The following is a 21,528-nucleotide window of genomic DNA, read 5'->3' as shown; positions in this document are numbered from 1 at the left end:
TCTCATTCTGGATGGATTTCGTATAATACTTTTACTTGTTCCGATTCCTTTTTTCTCATTTCTTCAAATGGTATTGCTTGATCCTCTAAAGAATAGACACCTGTAATTAAAGGATTCACGTCGATTTCTTTTTTCTCCATGTAACGTAGACCTGCTGTCCACTCATAACCTGGAAATGGTGCTGAATACGACATCCAAGAACCTGTTATTTCTAATTCACCACGTAAGATCTTCTCAAAATCATTTGGGGTAAAGACCACTTCCTTTGTACTAGTTCCAACATAGCTAACTTTCCCCTTTTTTTGAACAAAGCGAACTGCTTGAACTTGAGTAATTGCACTACCTGCTGTTTCAATCACCACTTCCGGTAATTCATGGGTTTCAAAATATTCTTCTAGTGAACAATCATTAGGATTAACTAAATGATCTGCGCCGATTGTTTTAGCTATTGTTAATTTTTTTTCATTCAGATCAACAACTATTATATTGCCTACACCTTTTGCGCGTAAGGCCAACAGTGTTAATAAGCCTATCGTTCCAGCTCCTAAAACCATCACACTTACTCCAGCATGAAGTGTTACTCGCTCAATTCCATGAATTGCTACTGTTAATGGTTCTAATAATGCGGCTTCTTTTAAAGACAAACTAGCGGGTACTTTTATACAGTTTCTTGCTGGCACTGAAATATAATCAGCTATCGCTCCTTGTTCTCTAGACCCTATAAAGCTATAGTGCGTACACATTGCCGGCTCACCTTTTTGACAGGCTTCACATGTACCACAAGGAATAAGCGGTGCAACAGCCACTCGGTCCCCTTTAACAAAATCAGTCACCTCTGACCCTACTGCTTCAATAACACCTGAAAATTCATGTCCTAAAACTTGTGGAAATGCATGTACACCACCTTCAAAATACCTCGGTAAATCCGAACCACAAATACCGCAATAAGCAACCTTTATCAAGACTTTATCTGTTTTAAGTTGAGGCTTTTCTAATTCACGTAGAATCATCTGAGCCTGTCCAACAACTGCTAATGCTCTCAAATTACTCCACTCCTTCTCCATCTATTTCAATATAGAGCGTTTGTCTTTTGTATTTGATGAATGTATAAACAAAACAAGTGATATAAACAAAGAAAATGACAAAGAATCCAAACCCAGTTTCTAAGGTGATTCCTTTTGCTAACAGATAAGTAATCGGGCTACCTGCCTGATCTAAAGAAGAAACACGTTCTCCTTGAGCAACCAAACCAACGTTTTGTCCAAGCTGTGTTTGCAGATTGATCATTTGATTTGAAATCCAAATTGTGACATACATGATCACCGAACCAGAAATCAATGTTCTAAAGAGATTTCCTTTATGCACACCAACAGCTATTGCAATGAAAAAGCCCATTGTTGCTAAGTCTCCAAATGGTAATACTTGATTACCTGGTACGATCACAGCTATCAAGATCGTTAATGGTACAAAAAGCAGGCTTGCGGCAATAACTTGAGAATCACCTAACAATAAAGCTGGATCTAAACCGATTTTTAACTCACTACCTTTAAAATGTTTATCTAATAATTTGCGAGCCGCTTCTGAAATAGGAATAAGACCTTCCATAATCAGTTTTACGACCATCGGCATCAACACCATGACCGCTGCCATTTGTATTGCTAATTGTAATGAATCAGCCACTGAATATTTTGCTAATAGTCCAATGATAAAACCAAGAACGGCTCCGACGATCGTTGGTTGTCCAAGCACACCGAGTTTTTCTTCGATTTTCTCAGAAGTAATATTGATTTTGTTGACCCCAGGAATTTTTTCAATTAAATCATCGATCGGTGCTGCAAAAACGCCCATGTAAGCGGATGAACCATGAGGAATCGAGATTCCTTCTAATCCAAAATAATCATCCGTTACTTGACCAAACATATCTCCTAATTTGTAAGCGATCACCGCATGAACGACCACACCTAAAATGCCTAGATAAAAATTACCTGTCGCAACTTGAACGATTGCTCCTGTAAAAGCCATATGCCAAATATTCCAAATGTCAACGTTTACAACTTTTGTCATGTTGAAAACCAACATAATTATGTTGACTACAATTGCTATAGGGATCGCAATCAAACCTAAATCAGAGCCCCAAGCCATGGGTGATGTGCCTGGCCAACCTAAATCGACAACATTTAATCCCAAATTAAAATTTTTGGCCATCGCTTCAGCCGCGGCACCCAAATTATCTGTTAGCAATGAAATCACTAAACCGATTCCGACAAAGCCAATGCCAATCGTAATGCCTGAGCGCAGCGATTTACCGATTCCTTGACCCAATAACAACCCCAATATCATAATCACGATCGGAAGCATCACACTTGCGCCAAGATCGACAATATATTGAATAATCGCCATATTAGTACTCCTTTCTTATTGTTTTAATATGTCTAGTATTTTATTTTCTGTGCCTTCAATATTTATACCAGAAACAAACGCTACACCATGTACAACTGGGACACCATAATCTTTTCTAACCTTGGCTGTCGTTACGATTAGATCCACGCCTTCTTTTTTACTATCCAACTCACTCACACGACATTGAACAACTTCTACTGGGATGTTCTCTTTTTTAGCTAATTCTCTGATTTTGTTTGCCGCAACGGTTGATGTTGCGATTGCACCACCACAAGCAACAATGACTTTTTTCATAATAAATCCACCTTTCATTTATAAATACGCAGAAATAATTGTTTTCATTTTATTCGTATCTTCTGCTTGTGCTAATTTTTCAACAAATCCTTCTTTTTGGATTGATTCAATCAGTTTTTGCAGGATCGATAAGTGTTTTTTCCCTTCTTTGATCGCTAGCATGATAACAACTGATACGTCAATTACATCTTCTTCATCTCCACCCATTTCGTTAAATGGAATCGGACGTTCCAACGTAGCAAACACTAAACGATCTTCATTGACGTAAGTACCATCTGTATGTGGAATCGCCACCCCGATTTTTAATGGCAATCCTGTTGGAAATTCAGCCTCTCTTTCAATCAATGCTCCTAAAAAAGAGTGTTGAACGATTCCTTGTGTTTCTAATTCTGTACTTAGTTTTTCAAATAACTCTTGCTGGGTCCTAACAGACAACTGATGATATAACAATGGCTCCTGCACTTTGCTTCCCTCCTTTCTATTCATCGTCTGCACAATAAATTTCGACTCCTTTCTGACTGATTTTTTCATACGTTTCTGAAGATAAGTCTTCATCTGTAATAATAATATCTATCTCATCAAACATAGCAGTGCGATTAAACGCAATACTGCCAAATTTGCTGTGATCCGCTAAAATAATCGAAGTTTGACTGTGGTGGATCATTTCTTTAGAAATCATTGTTTCTCCCATATGATGATTCGTAATACCCACCTCATCATCAATACCGCCACAACCAAAAAACCCAATATCTACAAAAATATTTTGCAAGTTATTTGAAGCAAATGGTCCATATAGTGAGTCCTCATTTTTACGTAACATTCCTCCTGGTATCAAAAGGTTGATATCTTCACTATGTAACAGTAGGTTGATAATCGGAATTGTATTTGTGATGACTGTAATATTTTTAAAATTCATGATTTCTTTGGCTAATGCTAAAGTAGTCGTTCCATAGTCTAAATAAATTGTGTCGCCCTCTTCGATATGTTTCGCTGCTTGCTTTGCAATCGCTGTTTTTTCTTCTTGATACTCTCCTTTACGGCGTTCATAATCTGTTTCTTGGTTAGAGCTATCCAGAACGGCCCCACCATGGATTTTCTTGATTAAGCCTTCTTTTTCTAATTCATATAGATCTTTGCGAATGGTTTCTCTTGTCACACGTAATTCTTTACTTAACTTCAAAATTTTAACAGAATGATTCTTTTTTAAAATGTCTAAGATGTAGTCTTTTCTTTCTTGTGCATTCATCTTTTGGCCTCCTAAACTCTTTGTAATCGTTAACATAATAATAGCATCTGCAAATAAAAATGCAACACTTTTTTTGCTTTTATTTTGCTTTAACTTCACAAACTTTGCTTTATCTAACATAAAGCAAAAGTTTTGTTGATTATTTTTGCTTTTGATGCTATTATTTCAGTAAATTAAAGGAGATGATGATAATGATTCATTTGATTTGCCCAAATCCAGCGATCGATCGTACATTATTGATAGAGAATTTCACTGCTGATACGCCCAACCGACCCTACAAAGTCAAAGAATTTGCAGGTGGTAAGAGTTTTAACGTTGCTTATGCTTTGGACTTTGAAGAAGGAATGGTTCCTTATTGTATCCATACAATTTTAGGTGGGCGAAATGGGAACTATTTAAAAGAACTCGCCTCAACAAGAGACATCCAGTTAGAGACAATCGAGGTAGATCGCAATACACGATGTTGCTCTATTATTGTAGATACAACAGCCAATAAAATTTATCCTATTTACGAAAATAGCTTCGTGTTAGATGCGCTTTTATTGAATAAATTTACCCAACAACTACTGAAGGCTATCCAGCCTAAAGATACTGTTGTTTTTTCTGGTTCTCTGATGAAAGGAATGCCTGATGATTATATTGCCCAAATTCAAGAACAGTTAAAGGGTCAAGACGTTCGTTTTTTTATTGATACTAGTGGATCCGCTTTAGTTGAAGCATTTCACAAAAATCCTGATGTTATCAAAATCAATGATGAAGAATTAGTTGATTTAGTCCCGGATCATACTTTTACTGAATTAGAAGATTATGCTGATTTTCTGAAGTCAAAAACAGCAGCTGCTATTCCATATTTTATTATCACACTTGGCGCCAAAGGTGTTATTGCAAAGCTAAATCAAAAAATCTATCATCTTTCACTACCGCCTGTAAAAGCTAAAAATCCAATTGCCTGCGGAGATTTTTTTCTAGGTGGATTGGTGAAATATCTCACATTAGAGCAACTAGATGACCTTGATGTCTTAAAAAAAGCCATTAGCTATTCAACAGCAAATGTGTTAAATTGGTTTCCAGAAATGAAGCAAATTGATATTGATCGGTTTGAACAAGAAATTGTTATAAATAATTTGTAACAAACTAAATTAGACAATACCTCTTGACCTGATACGCGTTTCATACTTTATAGTTGAAACAAAGACAGGAGGAGTCACATTATGATGAATGGTATGCTTGAGTTGACAGATCATTTAGGACTTGATTACTACTTTGTTTCTTTAACAAGTTGGGATGACGTACTGGTTATTCGAAGTCTGAATAACTATTGCAAACCAATCGATAAAGCAGTAAAATTGGCTGAAATAGAAGGACTGACCTTTGGTAAAGAAGGCGAGCTTGATTTTGTCTGTTTTGATTATAAAAAAGAACATTATCACTTTCTTGATTATGGCAATCATCTGATGCCTTTTTTAAAGTACATCCTACGACCTTTAAGTGCTAATTACTAGTTTGGAAAGGAGTCGTTTATGGCAAATATTCGTGATATTGCCAAGCTATCTGGCTATTCTGTTGCGACAGTTTCACGTGTTTTAAATGAGCATCCGTATGTCTCTGAAGAAAAACGAGCAAAAATTTTAAAGATTATGCATGAACTTGACTATATCCCGAATAGCAAAGCGCGGGATTTAAGTAGTGGAAAGTCAAAACACATTGCTGTCATGATTCCGTATGCCAATCATCCTTATTCTGAGAAAATCGTCAGTGGCATTTTGAACGCCGCTTTTCGTGATGGCTATAAAGTAACACTTTTACCTACAAATTATGATCTTGAGGTGGAGAAGCGTTATTTAGATGATTTAGCCGCAAAAGCGTGGGATGGGATGATCATCACATCAAAAAAAAGCTCCTTTGAACAAATTGCAAGCTATCTTAAACATGCACCGATCGTTTGTTGTGAAGATACAGCTGATTTTCCAATTGCCTGTGTGTCAATCAAACGTGAAGAGTCTTATATTGATCTGTTCACCAACTTGAAAAAACAAGGTTACCGCACTATTGGCTTAACGGTTGGACGAACAGAAAAGGAAAGTGCCAGCACAGGTTTAATTTTACGCTCTTATAAAGAGGTTATCGGCAGCTTAAAAGAAACTATGCTTGTTAGAAACTGTCGTTCCTTTGAAGATGGGATCCAAGCTGGGATTCATTTTGCAAAGTTAAAAGATCTTGAAGTGATCGTTACAAATGGGGATGATGTAGCCGCTGGGATTTTACAACAGCTTTCTCAAGAAAAAGTAATAGTAATCGGTGAAGAAAACTTACTCTCTAGCCAATTATTAAATTTTTCTACGATTGACCACCATATTGATAAATGCGGAGAAGCAGCTTTTCAGCTATTACTAGAAGGAAAAATCAGAACGGTCTCTATTCCTTATACATTTATTAAACGACATAAAAAAAGCCCGAGACAAAACTAAAAATCAGTTTTCTTTCGGGTTATTTTTTTCGTTTCATTTACCTTTTATGATACATTAGCGCCTGTTCAATACAAAAAGCCAATTCATTGATTGGAAGTTCTTTATCAGGATCAAGAACAATCGCTCGATTTTTGGAGAATTCTAATCCTTCTCCAAACAAAGCACGGAATTCTTCCACCAAGGTTGTTTGACAATGAAAGAATAAAGCAATTTTTTCAGCACCAAAACGATCGATACGAATTGGGCTCCCAGATTTCGTTATTGTTGTTGCATATGAAGGTTGATTCCATTTTAAGCTTTCTTCAACCTCACCGACAGCGTTCAGACTTGCTGCTGTGCTGAAAATCAATTCTCTGATTTGTAATAACGGTTGACGGTAGCGTTCAGGATATCCTTCAAAAACATTTGCCACATTGCTATCTATTATTGTTTTCATTTCATCCCTCTTTTTTTGAATAACTTATCTTTTCTCTGTCTTGATAGGAATCCATAATTCACACTTGTATTCCTCAGCCGTCATATCCCCCAATGGATAAAACTCTATTCTTGGCATCTGAGTGTTCTCAATGCTCCCACCCATTTCCCAAGGCACACTTGTTTTGACTTTTAATTGCATCAACGCATTAGGCTTAACAGATTGTTTGTCATCCAGAGCAGTAACACCCGCTGAAATTGCACCAACACATTCAACTATTGCCCAGTCAGATTTAGGAATTTGGATAAGTTCTAGGCTACTCGCAGCTGTTCTTTTATCACTTTTCCTCGTTGCTATCAGGTAATTAAAGCGCTCTTGTTTTTCTTGATTACTGTCTGAAACACCAAGTAATCCTTGGATAGTTCCATCTGTCACAGACATCAACTGATTGATTTCTTCTTCTGTCAAACCTGACCAAAAACGAGAAATTCCAAAAAAATCCTCTTTCCCTTCCACTTTGGATATTTCTTTTGCATAACCTGCGACAGTCCATGCTTCTTTCGCTTCAATTCGATAATCCATCCTCACATCTCCATTCACTTGATGGCTATAGATTACCACGAAAAGGATGACAACTGTCTGTCATTATTTTTCAATTAAATAATGACATATCCGCTGAGGTATATACTTCCGATACATCATCATCTTCTTCTAATTTGTCGATCAAGACTTGCAATTGTGCTTGTTGATCAGCATCTAACTCAACTAAAGTCTGTGGAACCATTGTTAATTCTGCTTGTGCTAAGGTATAGCCTTCTTCTTCAAGCGTGTCCCGGACCATCGTAAAATCCTCCGGCGCTGTATAAATCTCAAATACCTCTTCAGAAGTTTCTAGATCCTCTGCTCCTGCTTCCAGTACATTTTCAAACATCGTATCTTCATCTACAGATAAATTTGCACGTTCAATTGCGATATACCCTTTCCGATCAAACATATAACTAACAGAACCCGTTTCACCTAGAGAGCCGCCATTTCTAGTAAAGGCAACCCGGACATTGGTTGCAGTTCGATTGCGATTGTCTGTCAATGCATAAACAAGAATCGCCACACCGGCAGGTCCATAACCTTCATAAGTGATTTCATCATAATGCTCATTTTCTCCGACATTGCTTGCCTTTTTGAGTGCACGATCAATATTATCATTTGGCATATTGGCCGCCTTCGCTTTATCCATTACCAATCTCAGTGCTGCATTCGTTGCTGGGTCAACACCGCCTGCTTTAGCCGCCATATAGATTTCTCTTGATAATTTTTGAAAAATTTTGCCTCGTTTAGCATCTTGGGCATTTTTCCTACCTTGAATATTTTTCCATTTACTGTGACCTGCCATTCATTGTTCCTCCTCATAGTAAAGCCTAGCATGTGAGCTATGCTTATTTACCTTCTATTTTACTATGCTTCTTAATAGTTGCAACCCTTACTCAGATTTTCGGCGAATCGATCAACAGCTTGCTCTGTTTTTTCAATATTACATTTATACAAAATGGAGGGGAAACAAAGCCCGTTCGCTTTTATTTCCCCTCCATTATCTCGTTCAGTCAATTAGCTCTAGACAAAGCTCCAAGCCCCGCAAAAAAAATGTTTCGCCTGTTTTCAATGGAACAGTCCGCTCTTCTTGCTCACCGTTTAGTAGCTGAATATTCACGCTTTTTGTATCAGGAAAAATCCGATAGGCAAACATTCCCAAGCTAGCTATCGTCCCTGTATCTCTTGCTATAGATTTCTTGATCTCCATCTTTTCCATGACTATCACTCCCCATTTTCAGTATAGAGCAATATCTTTTAAATTTGGTTAGCTTATTTATAAGAGTTTTTTCATTTTACTACAATAATGGTAAAACTTTTTCTGGTAGTTGCTGTTCATTTACTTCTTCCCAATCTAGTACACTTTGGCCTTTAGCCGTTATTTTCAAAAATTTTTCAGGAGTAAGTTGTTTGCCGAATGAAATATATTCTAGTTTTCGTATGTCACCATTTTTAGTGTAACAGGATTGTATATAAGCAAAGTTCTCTATTTTACTAACGGCATCTGGGAATTTATAGTCATACTTATTCGTTGTTTTAGTATAAAGAACTTCCGTTTTGACAAGAGGATTAAAACGATCTACGATTGCCGCAGCCGATGATGTATTATTGTATGTATAAATTCTAAGACCAATGATTATGACTGCCAAGACAAGGATTGTCGCAATGATTGATTTACAGAAACGTTTCATTATCTCTCGACACTCCTTTCATCGTCATTTTTATTCATTCTATTTATCATAATAGAATTTTTTTAGGTGATTTTCATCCAGCTTAAGGCTGATTTTTGAATTAAATTAAAAAAAGTGTTTGTGCTATACCATTGTAAGCTATAGCGCAAACACTTTTTTTCTCAATAATAGTAAAATTCAAGCATTAATCTTTATTTTTTCCGCATTTTTTTGATTCCAATCACTAGCAAACAAAGAACAACTGCTGTAAGTGCTCCTATAGAATCTAGCATCACATCTTGAAATAAAGGGGTACGACCACCTGTCAACATTTGGTGGTATTCATCTAAACCAGCATATCCTGTTGCTGTAAGCCATGCTACCACAGCTATTAAGAGTGGCTGTTTGATTTTCATATTCAGTCCGATAAACCAACTACCACCTAATAAAAAATAGGTACCAAAATGAGCCCCTTTACGGATAAAGAATTCCACAAATTTTGCATAGCCCCTCGCCTGAATACTCACTTCGCTTCCAGCATAGCCGAATGAAATGCCTTTTAACTGCTCTTTAAATGGTTGGTTGCCCAATAACTTATCTAGTAATCCAACTTGGGATTGTTGTTCATAGGTTTGAGAAGAGCTATAAAATAGAACCGCCATGATCAAAAATGCCATAAATATATAAAAATTACTATTTTTCAACTGTTTTTTCAATTTGTCACCTCGTCTGTTTTATTATAGTAGCCTTTTTGGTTAAAGTAAACAATCACTCAATCTTTTTTCTTATGATATACTAGAAGGTATAGATTAAAGAAAGAAGGAATCATTTATGACGTATTCGCTTGTTTGGGATTTAGATAGCATTTTTCCTGGCGGCAGCCACTCAGTACAATTGGAACAACGACTAACTAAGCTAAAAGAACAAAGTAAACACTATCATCAAAGTATCGAGAAATGGGCACCAGAAAATGATGCTGATTATCAGGAATTACAACAAATTTTAGCCTTGCAAGGAGAAATCTCAGATGGTTTCTCTCAATGCAGCAGCTTTATCAACGCGCTATCATCTGCTGATACAAAAGATAAAAAGGCTAAAATTTTATCTGGTGATCTCTTTTCTTTATTACCAGCCATTCAGCTTGCAGAAACTATTTTCACTAAAAAGTTGACCGAAATTTCTGAGGATAATTGGCAATCCCTTACTACTTTACCTGTCTTCAAATCAATCGCTTTTCGTTTAAATGAAATTCGTCGTGATGGTTTGCGATTATTGTCAGAGCAAGAAGAGAACATTATCAATACCTTGTCTTTAGATGGATTAAATGCTTGGAGCAGCCATTATGATACTATTGTTGCTAGTATTACCATCCCTTTTGAAGAAGCTGGACAAATCACTGAGCTTTCAGCTGGTCAAGCGTTCAATCGAATGATGAGTGACCCAAATCCAGAGGTTCGTGCAACACTATTCCACGAATGGGAAAAGGCTTGGAGTGAAAAAGCTCCTCTATTAGCGGATACCTTAAATCACTTAGATGGTTTTCGTTTAAGCGATTATAAATTACATGGCGTTACTGATTTCTTAGAAAAGCCACTAAATTATAATCGGATGCAAAAAGAAACACTTGACGTTATGTGGGCAACGATTCAAAAAAATAAACAACCTTTTATCGACTTTTTAACTCGCAAAGCACAACTATTTGGAAAAGAAAAAATGGATTGGCAGGATCAAGATGCACCGATTATTTTAGGCGATTTAAAGGAAAAATCTTATAGCTTTGATGAAGCTGCTGCTTTTATTTTAGAAAACTTTGAAAAGTTCAGTCCTAAGATGGCTACATTCGCTAAAGAGGCTTTTGAAAAAAGCTGGATCGAAGCTGAAGATCGTCCAGACAAACGTCCAGGAGGATATTGTACCGAACTTCCTGAAACAAAAGAATCCAGGATCTTTATGACTTTTGGTAATTCAATCAATGAAGTCGCAACCTTAGCTCATGAATTGGGTCATGCGTTCCATAGCAGCGTGATGTGGGATTTGCCGTCACTTGATCGGGAATATGCGATGAACGTTGCTGAAACAGCTAGTACCTTCGCAGAATTGATTGTGGCTGATGCTACCTTAAAAGAAGCTGAGACAGCAGAAGAAAAAATTAATTTATTGGATACTAAAATGCAAAATGCGATCGCAATGTTTATGAATATCCATTCTCGTTTTATATTCGAAAATAACTTTTATGAAGCTCGTCAAAAAGGATTGCTTAGTGAGGATGAAATAACTGAGTTGATGCTTGAAGCGCAACAAGAAAGCTACCAAAACAGCTTAGGAACTTACCACCCACATTTTTGGGCAAGTAAATTGCATTTCTTTATTGACGATGTACCGTTTTATAACTTCCCTTATACATTTGGTTATTTATTCAGTATGGGGATTTATGCATACGCAAATGAACAAGGTAGTGATTTTGAAGATCAATATATTGCCTTGCTTCGTGATACTGCGTCAATGACTTCAGAAGATTTAGCTAAAAAACATCTAGGAGTTGATTTAACCAAACCAGATTTTTGGCAAGCAGGGATCGACCAAGTAATTAAAGATGTGAATGAGTTTATGGACTTAACAGAAGAATATATTAAATAGTAATAAGAAGTTTCAACGTATTTTCCGTTGAAACTTCTTTTAATTTACATGTAAAAAAAGAATCAGACAGCTGTCTGATTCTTAAAATATTGGATTAAATTTGATTACATACGTACAGCAAAGCTTGGTGTAAATGAACCAACATTGCTATATTGAACACCTGTACTTGGATCACCTGCATGGATATAACCGCCGCCACCAGTAGCGATCGCTACGTGATAAGAAGCACCTGGGCTACCCCAGAAATATAAATCTCCAGCTTGAGCTTCTGCTACAGAGATACGTGTACCAGCACTTTCTTGTGCAGTAGTAACGCGTCCTAATTGACGTCCAGTAGCTGCGAATGCGTAATAAACTAATCCAGAGCAGTCAAAACTATCTGGTCCTTGCGCACCCCAAACATAAGGTTTACCAACTTGTGCTGCTGCAATAGAAATTGCAGAACCGCCAGTTGATGGTGGTGGTGTTACTTGACCACCGTCGCCGCCTCCTGGAGCTGGAGGTGTTACATCTTGACCGCCGCCGCCACCTGATGGAGGAGTCACTTGTTGGCTACCGCCTCCTGATGGAGGTGTTACGCTTCCAGTATCAGTAGAGCTAGTTTCTTCTGATGAAGCAGTTGTGCTTGATGATTGTTCTGTAGTCGCTGTTGTTTTAGCCGCTGCAGTTTCTTCAGCTGCTTTTTTAGCATTTTCAGTAGCTGCTTTTTCTTGTGCAGCAATACGAGCTTGTTCTGCTACAGCTGCTTCTTTTTCTTTCACTAAGCCAGCTTTTTGATCTTCAGCAGTTGCTCTTTCAGCAGCTAATGTTGTTTGTAATACATTCAAATCTGCTTCAGCTTTAACAAGTTCACCTTTTTGCGCTTCAAGTTCAACTTGATTATCTTGTAATTCTTGTAATTTTTCTTCGTTTTCAGCTTTTTTAGTTTCTACTGATTTTTTGTCTTCTTGTTGTTGTTTCACTAAATCATTGTTTGCATTAACAATCGTAGACATTGCAGTCACACGAGTGATCGCATCAGAAACTGATTTTGCATTCAATAATGCATCCATATAGCTTGTGCTATTTCCATTAACTTGTACGTCACGTGCTTGATTTTGAATCGCAACTTCACGTTTTTCGATACGTTTTGTTAATTGAGTGATTTCTTTTTCTAAGTTTGCAGATGTTTCTCTTAATGTACCTTGTTCAGCTAATAATTCTTCTGCTTTTTCGTTAATAGAAGCAACTTGACTTTGTACAGCAGCCACTTGGCTTTGCGCATCGGCTTCTTGAGATTTCAATCCTGAAATTGCTTGATCTTTTTGTTGAATTTTTGAGTCCACTTCATCTGCTAATGAAACCATTGGTGCTACAGCTGTAAGGGCTAATGAACAAATCATTAGTAATGGCAATACACTTTTCTTCACTATTCATTCCTCCGACTTTTTACTTATAATAAATTCATCTTTTGAGTAATTTTCATTCTTTTATTAACAACGAACTCATTGTATCATAATCACATGTCATACATATAAAAATAATGTTACAGGAGTATTTCATTTTTGAAAGGTAAGAATGACAGTTGAACATAGCCGTATTTAGCTATCTAGATAGGACTTATCAAGTTCAGCCCTCTTACCATACCCCACTCGATGGTATATTACAAATAATCCCTATCAGAAAAACCATGTACGTTTTTTCTGATAAAGAATTATTTTATCTTTTAATTATCCTGGAAAACGCCATACAACCGCTCTAAAGTTTGCTGCATATGGACTTGGTGTCCAACCTGTAGTAGTTGAAACATAACCCGAACCTGCTGGATTATTTGATTCAACGATCTGAACTGAACTGCCATTGACACCCACGACAAGGACTGTATGAACGCCATCTAACCATGCATCCGGACTAAGTGAGTTTTCATATTGCACAACATCACCGACTTGGACATCAGACCAAGAGACTTGAACTGCACCGGATTGCGTATAGCCACTGTGAGGGCCGCCTGGTGAGAATCTGATACCTGCTGCATTTAGCCAATTTTGGACAGCTACAATACATTCGCCACTTTGTCCCCAGCCAGTAGGATTAGTTTGGCCAACTGAATTTAAGGCAATTTGAGCGGCTCTTTTCTTCGCTTCTGAGACGCCGCCTGTACCAATACTGCTGCCGCCGCCAGTGTTCCCATTATTGCTAGGTTTTTCTGGTGTGGGTGCTGCTTGGGCTGTGTTGGTCGTGCCATTTTCTTCTACAACATTCGTTTGAGCAAGACCTGGATTAGCTGCTTGCGCTTCCGCTAACTTAACCGCAGCTTCGGCTTCCGCTTTTCTTTGTGCTTCTTGCTGTTTAGCTTGCTTTGCTTGTTCTTCTGCTAATTTCTTTTGAGCTGCGGCTTTTTGATCCACATACTCTGATTTCTTGCTTTCTTCTGTCGAGCGTTGTGCTTCTAGTTCATTTTTAGCAATTTCTTGTTCTAGTTTCAATGTATTCAGCGAAGCTTGTTGATCCGTCAATTCTTTTGTAGAAGTTTCTAAAACAGAGATTTGTGATTCAACTGTTTTTGTCTTATCTTCTACGTCTTTTTTATCAGAATTTTGTTGCTCTAATAGATCATTATTAGCATTGACCAGTGTTGTGATCCCTTGTACACGGCTGATCGCATCTGAAATCGATTCAGAATTAAGGATAACATCTAAATAGCTAGTACTTGAGCCACTGACTTGTACGTCACGAGCTTGATTACGCATTTGAACTTCTCTTTTTTGAATCCGAACATTCAAATCTGAAATTTCACCATATAAGGTTGTGATTTCATCTTTCAGCGTTTTTTCTTTCGCCGTTAATTCATCGATTTTTGTAGCAGTAGTCAGCATATCTGATTCGATTGTTGCTAATTTAGCTGCGGCTTCTGATTCTTTTGTTTTTAGTCCATTAATGATTACATCTTGTTGGTCGATCTTTGTATCATACTCATCTGCAATTGCTGCCATAGGCACAGCAGCAGAAGTAAGCGTGATTGAACAAACCATCAAAGCTGATAATATACTTTTTTTCACTCTTGAATTCCTCCGACATTTACTTTATATATTTTATGATTTCTGAGTATTTTTTCGGTCTTATAATTTTGCAACGTGCTAATTGTACCATAGCAGTATGACATACAGATAAAAAGGATATTACAAAATTGTTTCATGCCGCCAAATTAAATAACAAGAATAATTATATATCCTCACTTTTACAACTAAAGTAAAACATTAGCATGTTGGTATATTTGGATTCCGTACATTGAAAAAGAGACTATTCATTAGCGAATAGCCTCTTCAATGGATAAGAAAAAATAACGAATATCAACATATTGAATAGTAATGTTGGACCTAAAACTTTAGTGATAAATAACAATGGCGCGACATTTGATAATTTAAAAATAACTTGTAATCCTACCGCAATTAGTTCATATGTCGTCACAAAAATGATCATCCCAAAGAATGCCGTTGGTAGATTCGTATGCACTACTCGCTGAAATCGATACATCATCATGACTGTTGCTGTCAGCGCAACCGTGTAGATTCCAATGATGCCGATATAATAGCTATCACAAATCAATCCCAAAACCACCGATGTGATCAGCAAATAACGTTTAGACAAGTTAGGTACCGCCATCAAAAAGGCCAATAACATAAAATGCGCATTTGCAAAATAGACGTTATCCGTTATATTTGCTGCCGCTTGGGTCATTTGACCATCCACCAGCATCAATAAAAAGAAAACAACGGGAGCGTAGTATTTAACATTTTCTTTACGTATCATTAGTCCATCATTCCCCCGCTCCAGCTAATCGTTTGATGATTGTAACAACGGGTATACCATACATATCCGCATATGGTTTGACGTAAACTTCTCTATCCAAGCCATAGCTATCTGGTTTGACTTTTTGAACGACACCAACAGGCAGATTTGCTGGAGAATTTTGTCCTAAGCCGGATGTTTGTACAATATCGCCTTCTTTGATCTCCATATCTCCTACCAATTGGCTGACGATCAGGGTATTTTCTTTATCATTATAATCCTTTAATAACCCGTAAGAATCGCCTTTTTCAGAATTGATCTGAATTGGGAAATGATTTGAATTTTGGTTTTTAGACGTTAATAGTTCTACTTTAGAAGAGGTTGTATTCACTTCGATGACACGTCCAATCAACCCTTTTTGCGCTAAAACGGCCATATCGGGTTCAATGCCATCATTCGAACCACGATCAACAATCAATAAGTCTTGCCACATATCTGGCGAACGTGAGACAACCGTCGCTGTTACTTTCTCATAGTTCCCTAAGGTCTCATTTAGTGCTAGTTCTTTTTTCAATGTTTCATTTTCTTTTTTCAAGTTGTCGTTTTGAATCGATAGCTCGCCATATCCATCGATTCTTTCTTTTAAGCGTTCGTTTTCATCATAGGTGTTAAATAATGTACTAATCGATGATACGCTATTGCCGATCACCCTACCTGGAAACGAAATCACTTTGTCAATAAACCCTACGCTGTCATTGACTGCAGATTGCCCAAGATTGGTTTTTCCACTATTGGCTCTGTTAGCCGCAGTCAAACTAATGATGGTTACCACAATAATCACTACGATCAGCGTGATAATTATATTTTTATTTGGATTGAATTTTTTCACATCGACACCCCGACTAATCTTTAGACTGATAGCAATAATTTTACCACTAATTGGAAGCAAACAAAAGAGCTGTGGTACGTCTTTACATTTTTTTATTAAATATTATTGTTTTCACAAAAAAACAGAGCAGGCTAAACGCCATGCTCTGCTTTAATCGGCTCTAAATCAAAAGCAAACTTCTGTTGCTTATTTTTCTTTGTTTTCTTCAGTCAATAATGCTTTACGAGATACGTTGACACGGCCTTGTTTGTCGATTTCCATAACTTTTACAAGGACTTCGTCGCCAAGTTTCACAACATCTTCAACGTTATTTACACGTTCATTGGCCAATTGAGAAATATGAACGAGTCCATCTTTTCCTTTGATCAAGTTAACAAATGCGCCGAATTTTTCGATACGAACGACTTTACCAAGGTAAACTTGTCCAACTTCAACTTCTTTTGTCAACTCTTCAATGATCTTGATCGCTTTTTTGATCATATCTGCATCAGCAGAGGCAATACTTACATTACCTTCTTGGTCAATATCGATCTTCACGCCAGTTTCATCAATGATTCCGTTGATGGTTTCTCCACCTTTACCAATCACATCTTTGATTTTAGCTGGGGCGATTTGGATCATTTCGATCTTAGGTGCATATTTGCTTAACTCTGGACGAGGTTCAGCCAATGTTGATGTCAATTCTGCAAGAATTTCCATACGGGCTTTTTTCGCTTGAGTCAATGCTTCTGTCAAGATTTGTTCCGTGATTCCTTGGATTTTGATATCCATTTGTAAAGCAGTAATTCCATCTTTAGTCCCAGCAACTTTAAAGTCCATGTCGCCTAGGTGATCTTCTAGTCCTTGGATATCTGTTAAAATCGTATAGTTTTCACCATCACTGACAAGTCCCATCGCAATTCCGGCAACTGGTGCTTTAATTGGTACACCAGCATCCATCAATGCTAAAATTCCAGCACAGATACTTGCTTGTGAAGAAGAACCATTTGATTCTAAGACTTCTGATACTACACGGATCATGTAAGGGAAGTCCGCTTCACTTGGAATAATTTGCGCCATTGCACGTTCACCTAAGGCACCGTGACCGATTTCACGACGACCAGGAGAGCCAGCACGACCTGTTGAACCAACAGAGAATTGCGGGAAATTATAATGATGAATGAAACGTTTGCTGTCTTCTACACCTAAACCATCAATGATTTGGTGTTCCCCAAGCGGTGCTAACGTCACGACAGACAAGGCTTGAGTTTGTCCACGCGTGAATAATCCAGAACCATGAACGCGTGGTAAAATACCAACTTCTGACGCCAATGGACGGATTTCGTCTAATTTACGACCATCAGGACGGATTTTATCAATCGTGATCAATTCACGAACCACGTCTTTTTCTAGATCTTCTGCGATTTGTTTAACTTCTTTCGCCACTTGCGCTTCTTCTTCGTGACCAGCAAATTTTTCTGCATAGGCTTCTTTTAGTTGGTCTTTGATTGCATCGATGTTGACTTCACGAGCGAGTTTTTCTTCGGTCATAACTGCTTCTTTCATTGAAGCGTAGTAAGCCGCGAAGATTTCTTTTTTCAAATCAGCATCCACTTGTAATAACTTGATTTCCATTTTTTCTTTACCAACAGCGGCAACGATTTCTTCTTGGAAAGCAACTAATTCTTTGATGGCATCAAAACCGAAAAGTAACGCACCAAGCATATCTTCTTCGGATACTTCTTTGGCACCACTTTCCACCATGTTGATTGCTTTTTTCGTTCCAGCAACCGTTAATTCGATATCTGTATTTTCAGATTGTTCGACAGTTGGGTTTAATACGTATTCACCATCAACACGACCAACATCCACACCTGCGATCGGTCCGTCAAATGGAATATCTGAAATGGCTAAAGCTAGAGATGAACCAAACATTGCTGCCATTTCTGGTGTGCAGTCTTGTTCCACACTCATCACGGTATTTGTGATTTGCACTTCATTACGGAAGCCTTCAGCAAACATCGGACGAATTGGACGGTCGATTAAGCGAGCAGTTAACGTTGCACGTTCACTTGGACGACCTTCACGTTTGATAAATCCGCCTGGAATCTTCCCTACAGAGTACATTTTTTCTTCATAATTCACTGTTAATGGGAAGAAATCAAAATCTCTTGCATCTTTTGACGCAACCGCCGCGCTTAGTACAACAGTCTCTCCGTAGCGTACTAATACTGCACCATTTGCCTGTTTAGCCAATTGGCCGACTTCAACTTGTAAAGGGCGTCCGCCCCAAGTTGTTTTAAATACTTTTTTCTCTGTCATTTACTTGTTTCTCCTTTGATTCTTTGGAGAAGTTAGACTTGCTACTAAACAAATGAAAAGATTCAAACGAATTGAGTCCTTTTATTTGGTTAGTAGATTTATTCAAACTTTCCAAAGATGATTATTTTTTAGTATTTTAAGGATACTGAACCTTTGCTTTTAAATAAGCTAAAAAGCGAGGTTCTTAAAGAATCTCGCTTTTCCTTTTTTGATTAACGACGTAATCCTAAACGTTGGATCAATTCGCGGTAACGTTGGATGTCAGTTTTACGTAGGTAAGCTAACAAGTTACGACGGTGTCCAATTTTTTTCATTAGTCCACGGTAAGAATGGTGATCTTTTTTGTGAACGCGAGCGTGTTCATTCAAGTGATTGATATCAGCCGTTAATACAGCGATCTGTACTTCTGGTGAACCAGTATCTCCTTCATGACGAGCGTATTCGCTAATGATTTCGTTTTTCTTTTCTTTTGACATTGCCATGTTTTTCACCTCTTCTTTAATAGTCATCTTCTTACTGAGTAATGCGTTGGTGATTCGCACAACCAAGTAAAAGACGGTATGATTCCATACAGTTATACTTTACAGGAAAGTTGTCTAAAATGCAAGACCAAGCTCAATTTATCCATTGTTTTTTGAACAATTTATCCCCATTACGAATGGTTTTGTGATAAACTGTATAGGCGAATAAATACATTAATGGAAAGATTTAGTTTCTGACCGAGTCTTTTAAATATAAAGGAGGAATTATCCTATGATCACCATGAAGGATATTATCCGTGAAGGAAACCCAACACTTAGAGCAGTGGCTAAAGAAGTAGCTTTGCCGCTATCTGATGAAGATATCAAATTAGGTGAAGAAATGATGGAATTCTTGCATAATAGTCAAGATCCTGTCAAAGCAGAAGAATTAGGATTACGCGGTGGGGTTGGTTTAGCGGCACCACAATTAGACATTTCAAAACGAATCATTGCGGTCCACGTGCCAAATGGCGATTCGGAAAATCCAGAACCGACCTTAAGTGCAGTGATGTATAATCCGAAGATTTTGAGTCATTCCGTACAGGATGCTTGTCTTGGGGAAGGTGAAGGGTGTTTATCTGTTGACCGTGAAGTACCAGGTTATGTAGTGCGCCACAACAAAATCACGTTATCTTATGTAGATGCATCTGGCGTTAAACAAAAGATTCGGTTGAAAAATTATGAAGCGATCGTCGTTCAGCATGAAATCGATCATTTAAATGGTGTGATGTTTTATGATCATATCAATCAAGAAAATCCTTATGCGTTGAAAGATGGCGTCTTGGTGATCGAATAAGAAAACCGCTCAAGACAAACTGTACTAGTTTGTCTTGAGCGGTTTTTGCTAACTTAAATTGCCTTTAATTCTTTCAACGCTTTCCAAATACCGTCATTGTCATTGGTATCTGTCACGATTTTGGCTTCTTTTTGGATATGGGGCAAGGCATTGCCCATTGCAACACCGATCCCCGCTTCCCGCAGCATTTCACGATCGTTTTCACCATCTCCAAATGTGACGATATCTTCACGAGCGATGCCCACACGATCTGCCAAATTCAGCAGGGTCGCTGCTTTAGATCCATTATTAGGGACGATATCCACACTTTCAGAATGCCAACGAATAAAACGGAATTTAGAAAATTCATGGTCAAACAGCCCATCTGATGACGCATCATAAAAAGCTAATGCTTGATACACATCATTTTCTTTATAGAAATTCAAATCATATTCTGGTGCTTCAAAATCGATTGACCCCATCGCTTCAGCCATTTGTTTCCGGCGATGATGGTTATTTTTTTTCACATCATCCAAGCCAACATATGCCAAACCGATTTCTCTTTTTTCTACTTCTGAGGCAAAACGGTGCAATTCTTTTTCATCCAATAAATTTTGGTAGTATTGTTCATGATCTAAAAATGCGGCCGCTCCATTACAAAGAACATAATTGGAGAAATCTAAGTCTAAAATAATATCTTGTGCCATAAATCGACTGCGTCCTGTAGCAATCGTTACGAGATGTCCTTGTTGTCGTAACATCTTCAATGCTTCTCTGGTACTTTCTAGCGGTTGCCTATCTGTTCCCAATAATGTTCCATCAATATCAAATGCAAAAAGTTTTCTTCTCATGGCGTAATAACTCGCTCACTTTCTATGGTTTTGGCAAATATTTACTGCCTTCTCTGACAGCTAATGGGCTTAATTCGATCGTCTCGATCAATGTCTTGACCCACTCAGGATCAGTTTTACTATATTGACGCAAAGACCAGCCGATTGCTTTTTGAACAAAGAACTCATCTGTAGTTTTATCATAAATAATGGCTTTTTTCAATAACACAGTGTTTGTTTTTTCTTTATATAACAGTTGCAGATTAATGGCAATTCGTCTGTGCCAAAAATCTTCTTCACCAAAAAAGGCTTCAAATAACTGCGGTATTTCTTCTAGATGCTGGAACCCCCAAAGACCGAAAAACTTACGCCACGAATCCACACTATCCCACCAGGCTTTTTCGATCACGAAAGGTTTGAACCCTAAAACTTCTTCAAAAGAAAAACGTTTGACATTGGCGATTGCTAAATCGATTGCAACATATTGGTATTCCCGTTCAGGTTTATCATAATAAAATCGAACTAGGTCAACTAACTCCGTGTATGTCATTTTTTTACTCGCTTTTAAAAGCTCTTTTTCTAACAACGCTCGCTCAGGCGCAGCAATACCTGCAAATGGAAATAAATTTTTCATGTACGCTGCCATTTGCACCGCTTTGTCCGCTTTTTTTGGAAAAACTACTTCATTCATACGCTACTCCTTTTTTCTTCTTTCTCCTATCTTACTTC

General features: G+C 37.7%; 24 protein-coding genes. 5 read left to right on the top strand and 19 right to left on the bottom strand.

Features of this window, described 5'->3' with window-relative positions:
* Positions 1-2 precede the first annotated feature (2 nt).
* From IGJ55_RS01355 to IGJ55_RS01335, 5 genes are read right to left on the bottom strand one after another with little or no spacing between them, the layout of a single operon-like run.
* Positions 3-1,043: a galactitol-1-phosphate 5-dehydrogenase gene (locus tag IGJ55_RS01355; RefSeq protein WP_069639219.1), complete on the bottom strand. Its 1,041-nt coding sequence runs from the start codon at positions 1,041-1,043 to the stop codon at positions 3-5.
* 1 nt (position 1,044) lies between these two features.
* Positions 1,045-2,400, bottom strand: a complete 1,356-nt coding sequence (locus tag IGJ55_RS01350; RefSeq protein ID WP_069639218.1) for a PTS galactitol transporter subunit IIC — start codon at positions 2,398-2,400, stop codon at positions 1,045-1,047.
* A 15-nt stretch (positions 2,401-2,415) separates the two neighbouring features.
* Positions 2,416-2,694, bottom strand: coding sequence for a PTS galactitol transporter subunit IIB (gene gatB, locus IGJ55_RS01345; protein ID WP_069639217.1), 279 nt, complete (start codon positions 2,692-2,694; stop codon positions 2,416-2,418).
* An 18-nt stretch (positions 2,695-2,712) separates the two neighbouring features.
* Positions 2,713-3,156 (bottom strand): PTS sugar transporter subunit IIA, encoded by a 444-nt coding sequence (locus IGJ55_RS01340; protein ID WP_069639216.1) that lies wholly within the window; start codon positions 3,154-3,156, stop codon positions 2,713-2,715.
* A 16-nt stretch (positions 3,157-3,172) separates the two neighbouring features.
* A complete protein-coding gene (locus tag IGJ55_RS01335) occupies positions 3,173-3,940 on the bottom strand; it encodes a DeoR/GlpR family DNA-binding transcription regulator (RefSeq protein ID WP_069639234.1) in 768 nt (255 codons plus the stop codon).
* A gap of 191 nt (positions 3,941-4,131) precedes the next feature.
* On the opposite strand from IGJ55_RS01335, the gene IGJ55_RS01330 reads away from it, so the two are divergent.
* The 3 genes from IGJ55_RS01330 to IGJ55_RS01320 all read left to right on the top strand — a co-directional run bounded on the left by IGJ55_RS01330 (position 4,132) and on the right by IGJ55_RS01320 (position 6,408).
* Entirely contained in the window at positions 4,132-5,070 is a 939-nt protein-coding gene (locus tag IGJ55_RS01330) for a 1-phosphofructokinase family hexose kinase (protein WP_207120180.1), read from the top strand.
* A gap of 81 nt (positions 5,071-5,151) precedes the next feature.
* Complete coding sequence (locus IGJ55_RS01325) at positions 5,152-5,442, top strand: hypothetical protein (RefSeq protein ID WP_069639214.1); 291 nt, start codon at positions 5,152-5,154, stop codon at positions 5,440-5,442.
* Between the two features lie 18 nt (positions 5,443-5,460).
* Positions 5,461-6,408, top strand: a complete 948-nt coding sequence (locus IGJ55_RS01320) for a LacI family DNA-binding transcriptional regulator (protein WP_069639213.1) — start codon at positions 5,461-5,463, stop codon at positions 6,406-6,408.
* Between the two features lie 37 nt (positions 6,409-6,445).
* On the opposite strand, the gene IGJ55_RS01315 is transcribed toward IGJ55_RS01320, so the two are convergent.
* From IGJ55_RS01315 to IGJ55_RS01290, 6 genes are all read right to left on the bottom strand, one after another.
* Positions 6,446-6,844, bottom strand: coding sequence for a DUF1801 domain-containing protein (locus IGJ55_RS01315; protein WP_069639212.1), 399 nt, complete (start codon positions 6,842-6,844; stop codon positions 6,446-6,448).
* Between the two features lie 24 nt (positions 6,845-6,868).
* Entirely contained in the window at positions 6,869-7,405 is a 537-nt protein-coding gene (locus tag IGJ55_RS01310; protein WP_069639211.1) for a GyrI-like domain-containing protein, read from the bottom strand.
* 70 nt (positions 7,406-7,475) lie between these two features.
* Entirely contained in the window at positions 7,476-8,213 is a 738-nt protein-coding gene (locus tag IGJ55_RS01305; protein WP_069639210.1) for a YebC/PmpR family DNA-binding transcriptional regulator, read from the bottom strand.
* A 204-nt stretch (positions 8,214-8,417) separates the two neighbouring features.
* Entirely contained in the window at positions 8,418-8,627 is a 210-nt protein-coding gene (locus tag IGJ55_RS01300) for a hypothetical protein (protein WP_069639209.1), read from the bottom strand.
* A gap of 79 nt (positions 8,628-8,706) precedes the next feature.
* Positions 8,707-9,099 (bottom strand): YxeA family protein, encoded by a 393-nt coding sequence (locus tag IGJ55_RS01295; protein ID WP_069639208.1) that lies wholly within the window; start codon positions 9,097-9,099, stop codon positions 8,707-8,709.
* A gap of 191 nt (positions 9,100-9,290) precedes the next feature.
* Positions 9,291-9,755, bottom strand: a complete 465-nt coding sequence (locus tag IGJ55_RS01290; RefSeq protein ID WP_069639233.1) for a VanZ family protein — start codon at positions 9,753-9,755, stop codon at positions 9,291-9,293.
* 154 nt (positions 9,756-9,909) lie between these two features.
* Here IGJ55_RS01290 and IGJ55_RS01285 point away from each other — a divergent pair, with 154 nt between their 5' ends.
* Complete coding sequence (locus IGJ55_RS01285) at positions 9,910-11,715, top strand: M3 family oligoendopeptidase (RefSeq protein ID WP_207120181.1); 1,806 nt, start codon at positions 9,910-9,912, stop codon at positions 11,713-11,715.
* A gap of 104 nt (positions 11,716-11,819) precedes the next feature.
* On the opposite strand, the gene IGJ55_RS01280 is transcribed toward IGJ55_RS01285, so the two are convergent.
* The 6 genes from IGJ55_RS01280 to rpsO form a co-directional block, all read right to left on the bottom strand.
* Positions 11,820-13,124 carry a PcsB-like coiled-coil domain-containing protein gene (locus IGJ55_RS01280; protein ID WP_207120182.1) on the bottom strand — a complete coding sequence of 435 codons (1,305 nt, stop codon included), beginning with the start codon at positions 13,122-13,124 and terminating at the stop codon, positions 11,820-11,822.
* 300 nt (positions 13,125-13,424) lie between these two features.
* The gene (locus IGJ55_RS01275) at positions 13,425-14,753 is read right to left on the bottom strand and encodes a PcsB-like coiled-coil domain-containing protein (RefSeq protein WP_207120183.1); all 1,329 of its coding nucleotides are present in this window, start codon (positions 14,751-14,753) and stop codon (positions 13,425-13,427) included.
* Between the two features lie 241 nt (positions 14,754-14,994).
* Entirely contained in the window at positions 14,995-15,504 is a 510-nt protein-coding gene (gene mreD / locus IGJ55_RS01270) for a rod shape-determining protein MreD (RefSeq protein WP_207120184.1), read from the bottom strand.
* Between the two features lie 7 nt (positions 15,505-15,511).
* Positions 15,512-16,372 (bottom strand): rod shape-determining protein MreC, encoded by an 861-nt coding sequence (gene mreC, locus IGJ55_RS01265; protein WP_430607156.1) that lies wholly within the window; start codon positions 16,370-16,372, stop codon positions 15,512-15,514.
* A 186-nt stretch (positions 16,373-16,558) separates the two neighbouring features.
* The gene (gene pnp, locus IGJ55_RS01260; protein ID WP_069639202.1) at positions 16,559-18,673 is read right to left on the bottom strand and encodes a polyribonucleotide nucleotidyltransferase; all 2,115 of its coding nucleotides are present in this window, start codon (positions 18,671-18,673) and stop codon (positions 16,559-16,561) included.
* 212 nt (positions 18,674-18,885) lie between these two features.
* Positions 18,886-19,155, bottom strand: coding sequence for a 30S ribosomal protein S15 (gene rpsO / locus IGJ55_RS01255; protein ID WP_010761818.1), 270 nt, complete (start codon positions 19,153-19,155; stop codon positions 18,886-18,888).
* Between the two features lie 271 nt (positions 19,156-19,426).
* On the opposite strand from rpsO, the gene def reads away from it, so the two are divergent.
* A complete protein-coding gene (gene def / locus IGJ55_RS01250; RefSeq protein WP_429951180.1) occupies positions 19,427-19,990 on the top strand; it encodes a peptide deformylase in 564 nt (187 codons plus the stop codon).
* A 53-nt stretch (positions 19,991-20,043) separates the two neighbouring features.
* Here the strand turns inward: def and IGJ55_RS01245 are convergent, their stop codons facing one another.
* On the bottom strand, positions 20,044-20,820 hold the full coding sequence (locus IGJ55_RS01245) for an HAD family hydrolase (RefSeq protein ID WP_429951182.1): 777 nt from the start codon (positions 20,818-20,820) through the stop codon (positions 20,044-20,046).
* Between the two features lie 22 nt (positions 20,821-20,842).
* Positions 20,843-21,490: a DNA alkylation repair protein gene (locus IGJ55_RS01240; protein WP_430607153.1), complete on the bottom strand. Its 648-nt coding sequence runs from the start codon at positions 21,488-21,490 to the stop codon at positions 20,843-20,845.
* Between the last annotated feature and the right edge of the window lie 38 nt (positions 21,491-21,528).

It is taken from the genome of Enterococcus sp. AZ170, assembly GCF_050545135.1.
GTDB lineage: Bacteria > Bacillota > Bacilli > Lactobacillales > Enterococcaceae > Enterococcus_L > Enterococcus_L ureilyticus.
This window is presented reverse-complemented; position numbering and strand designations above follow the sequence as displayed.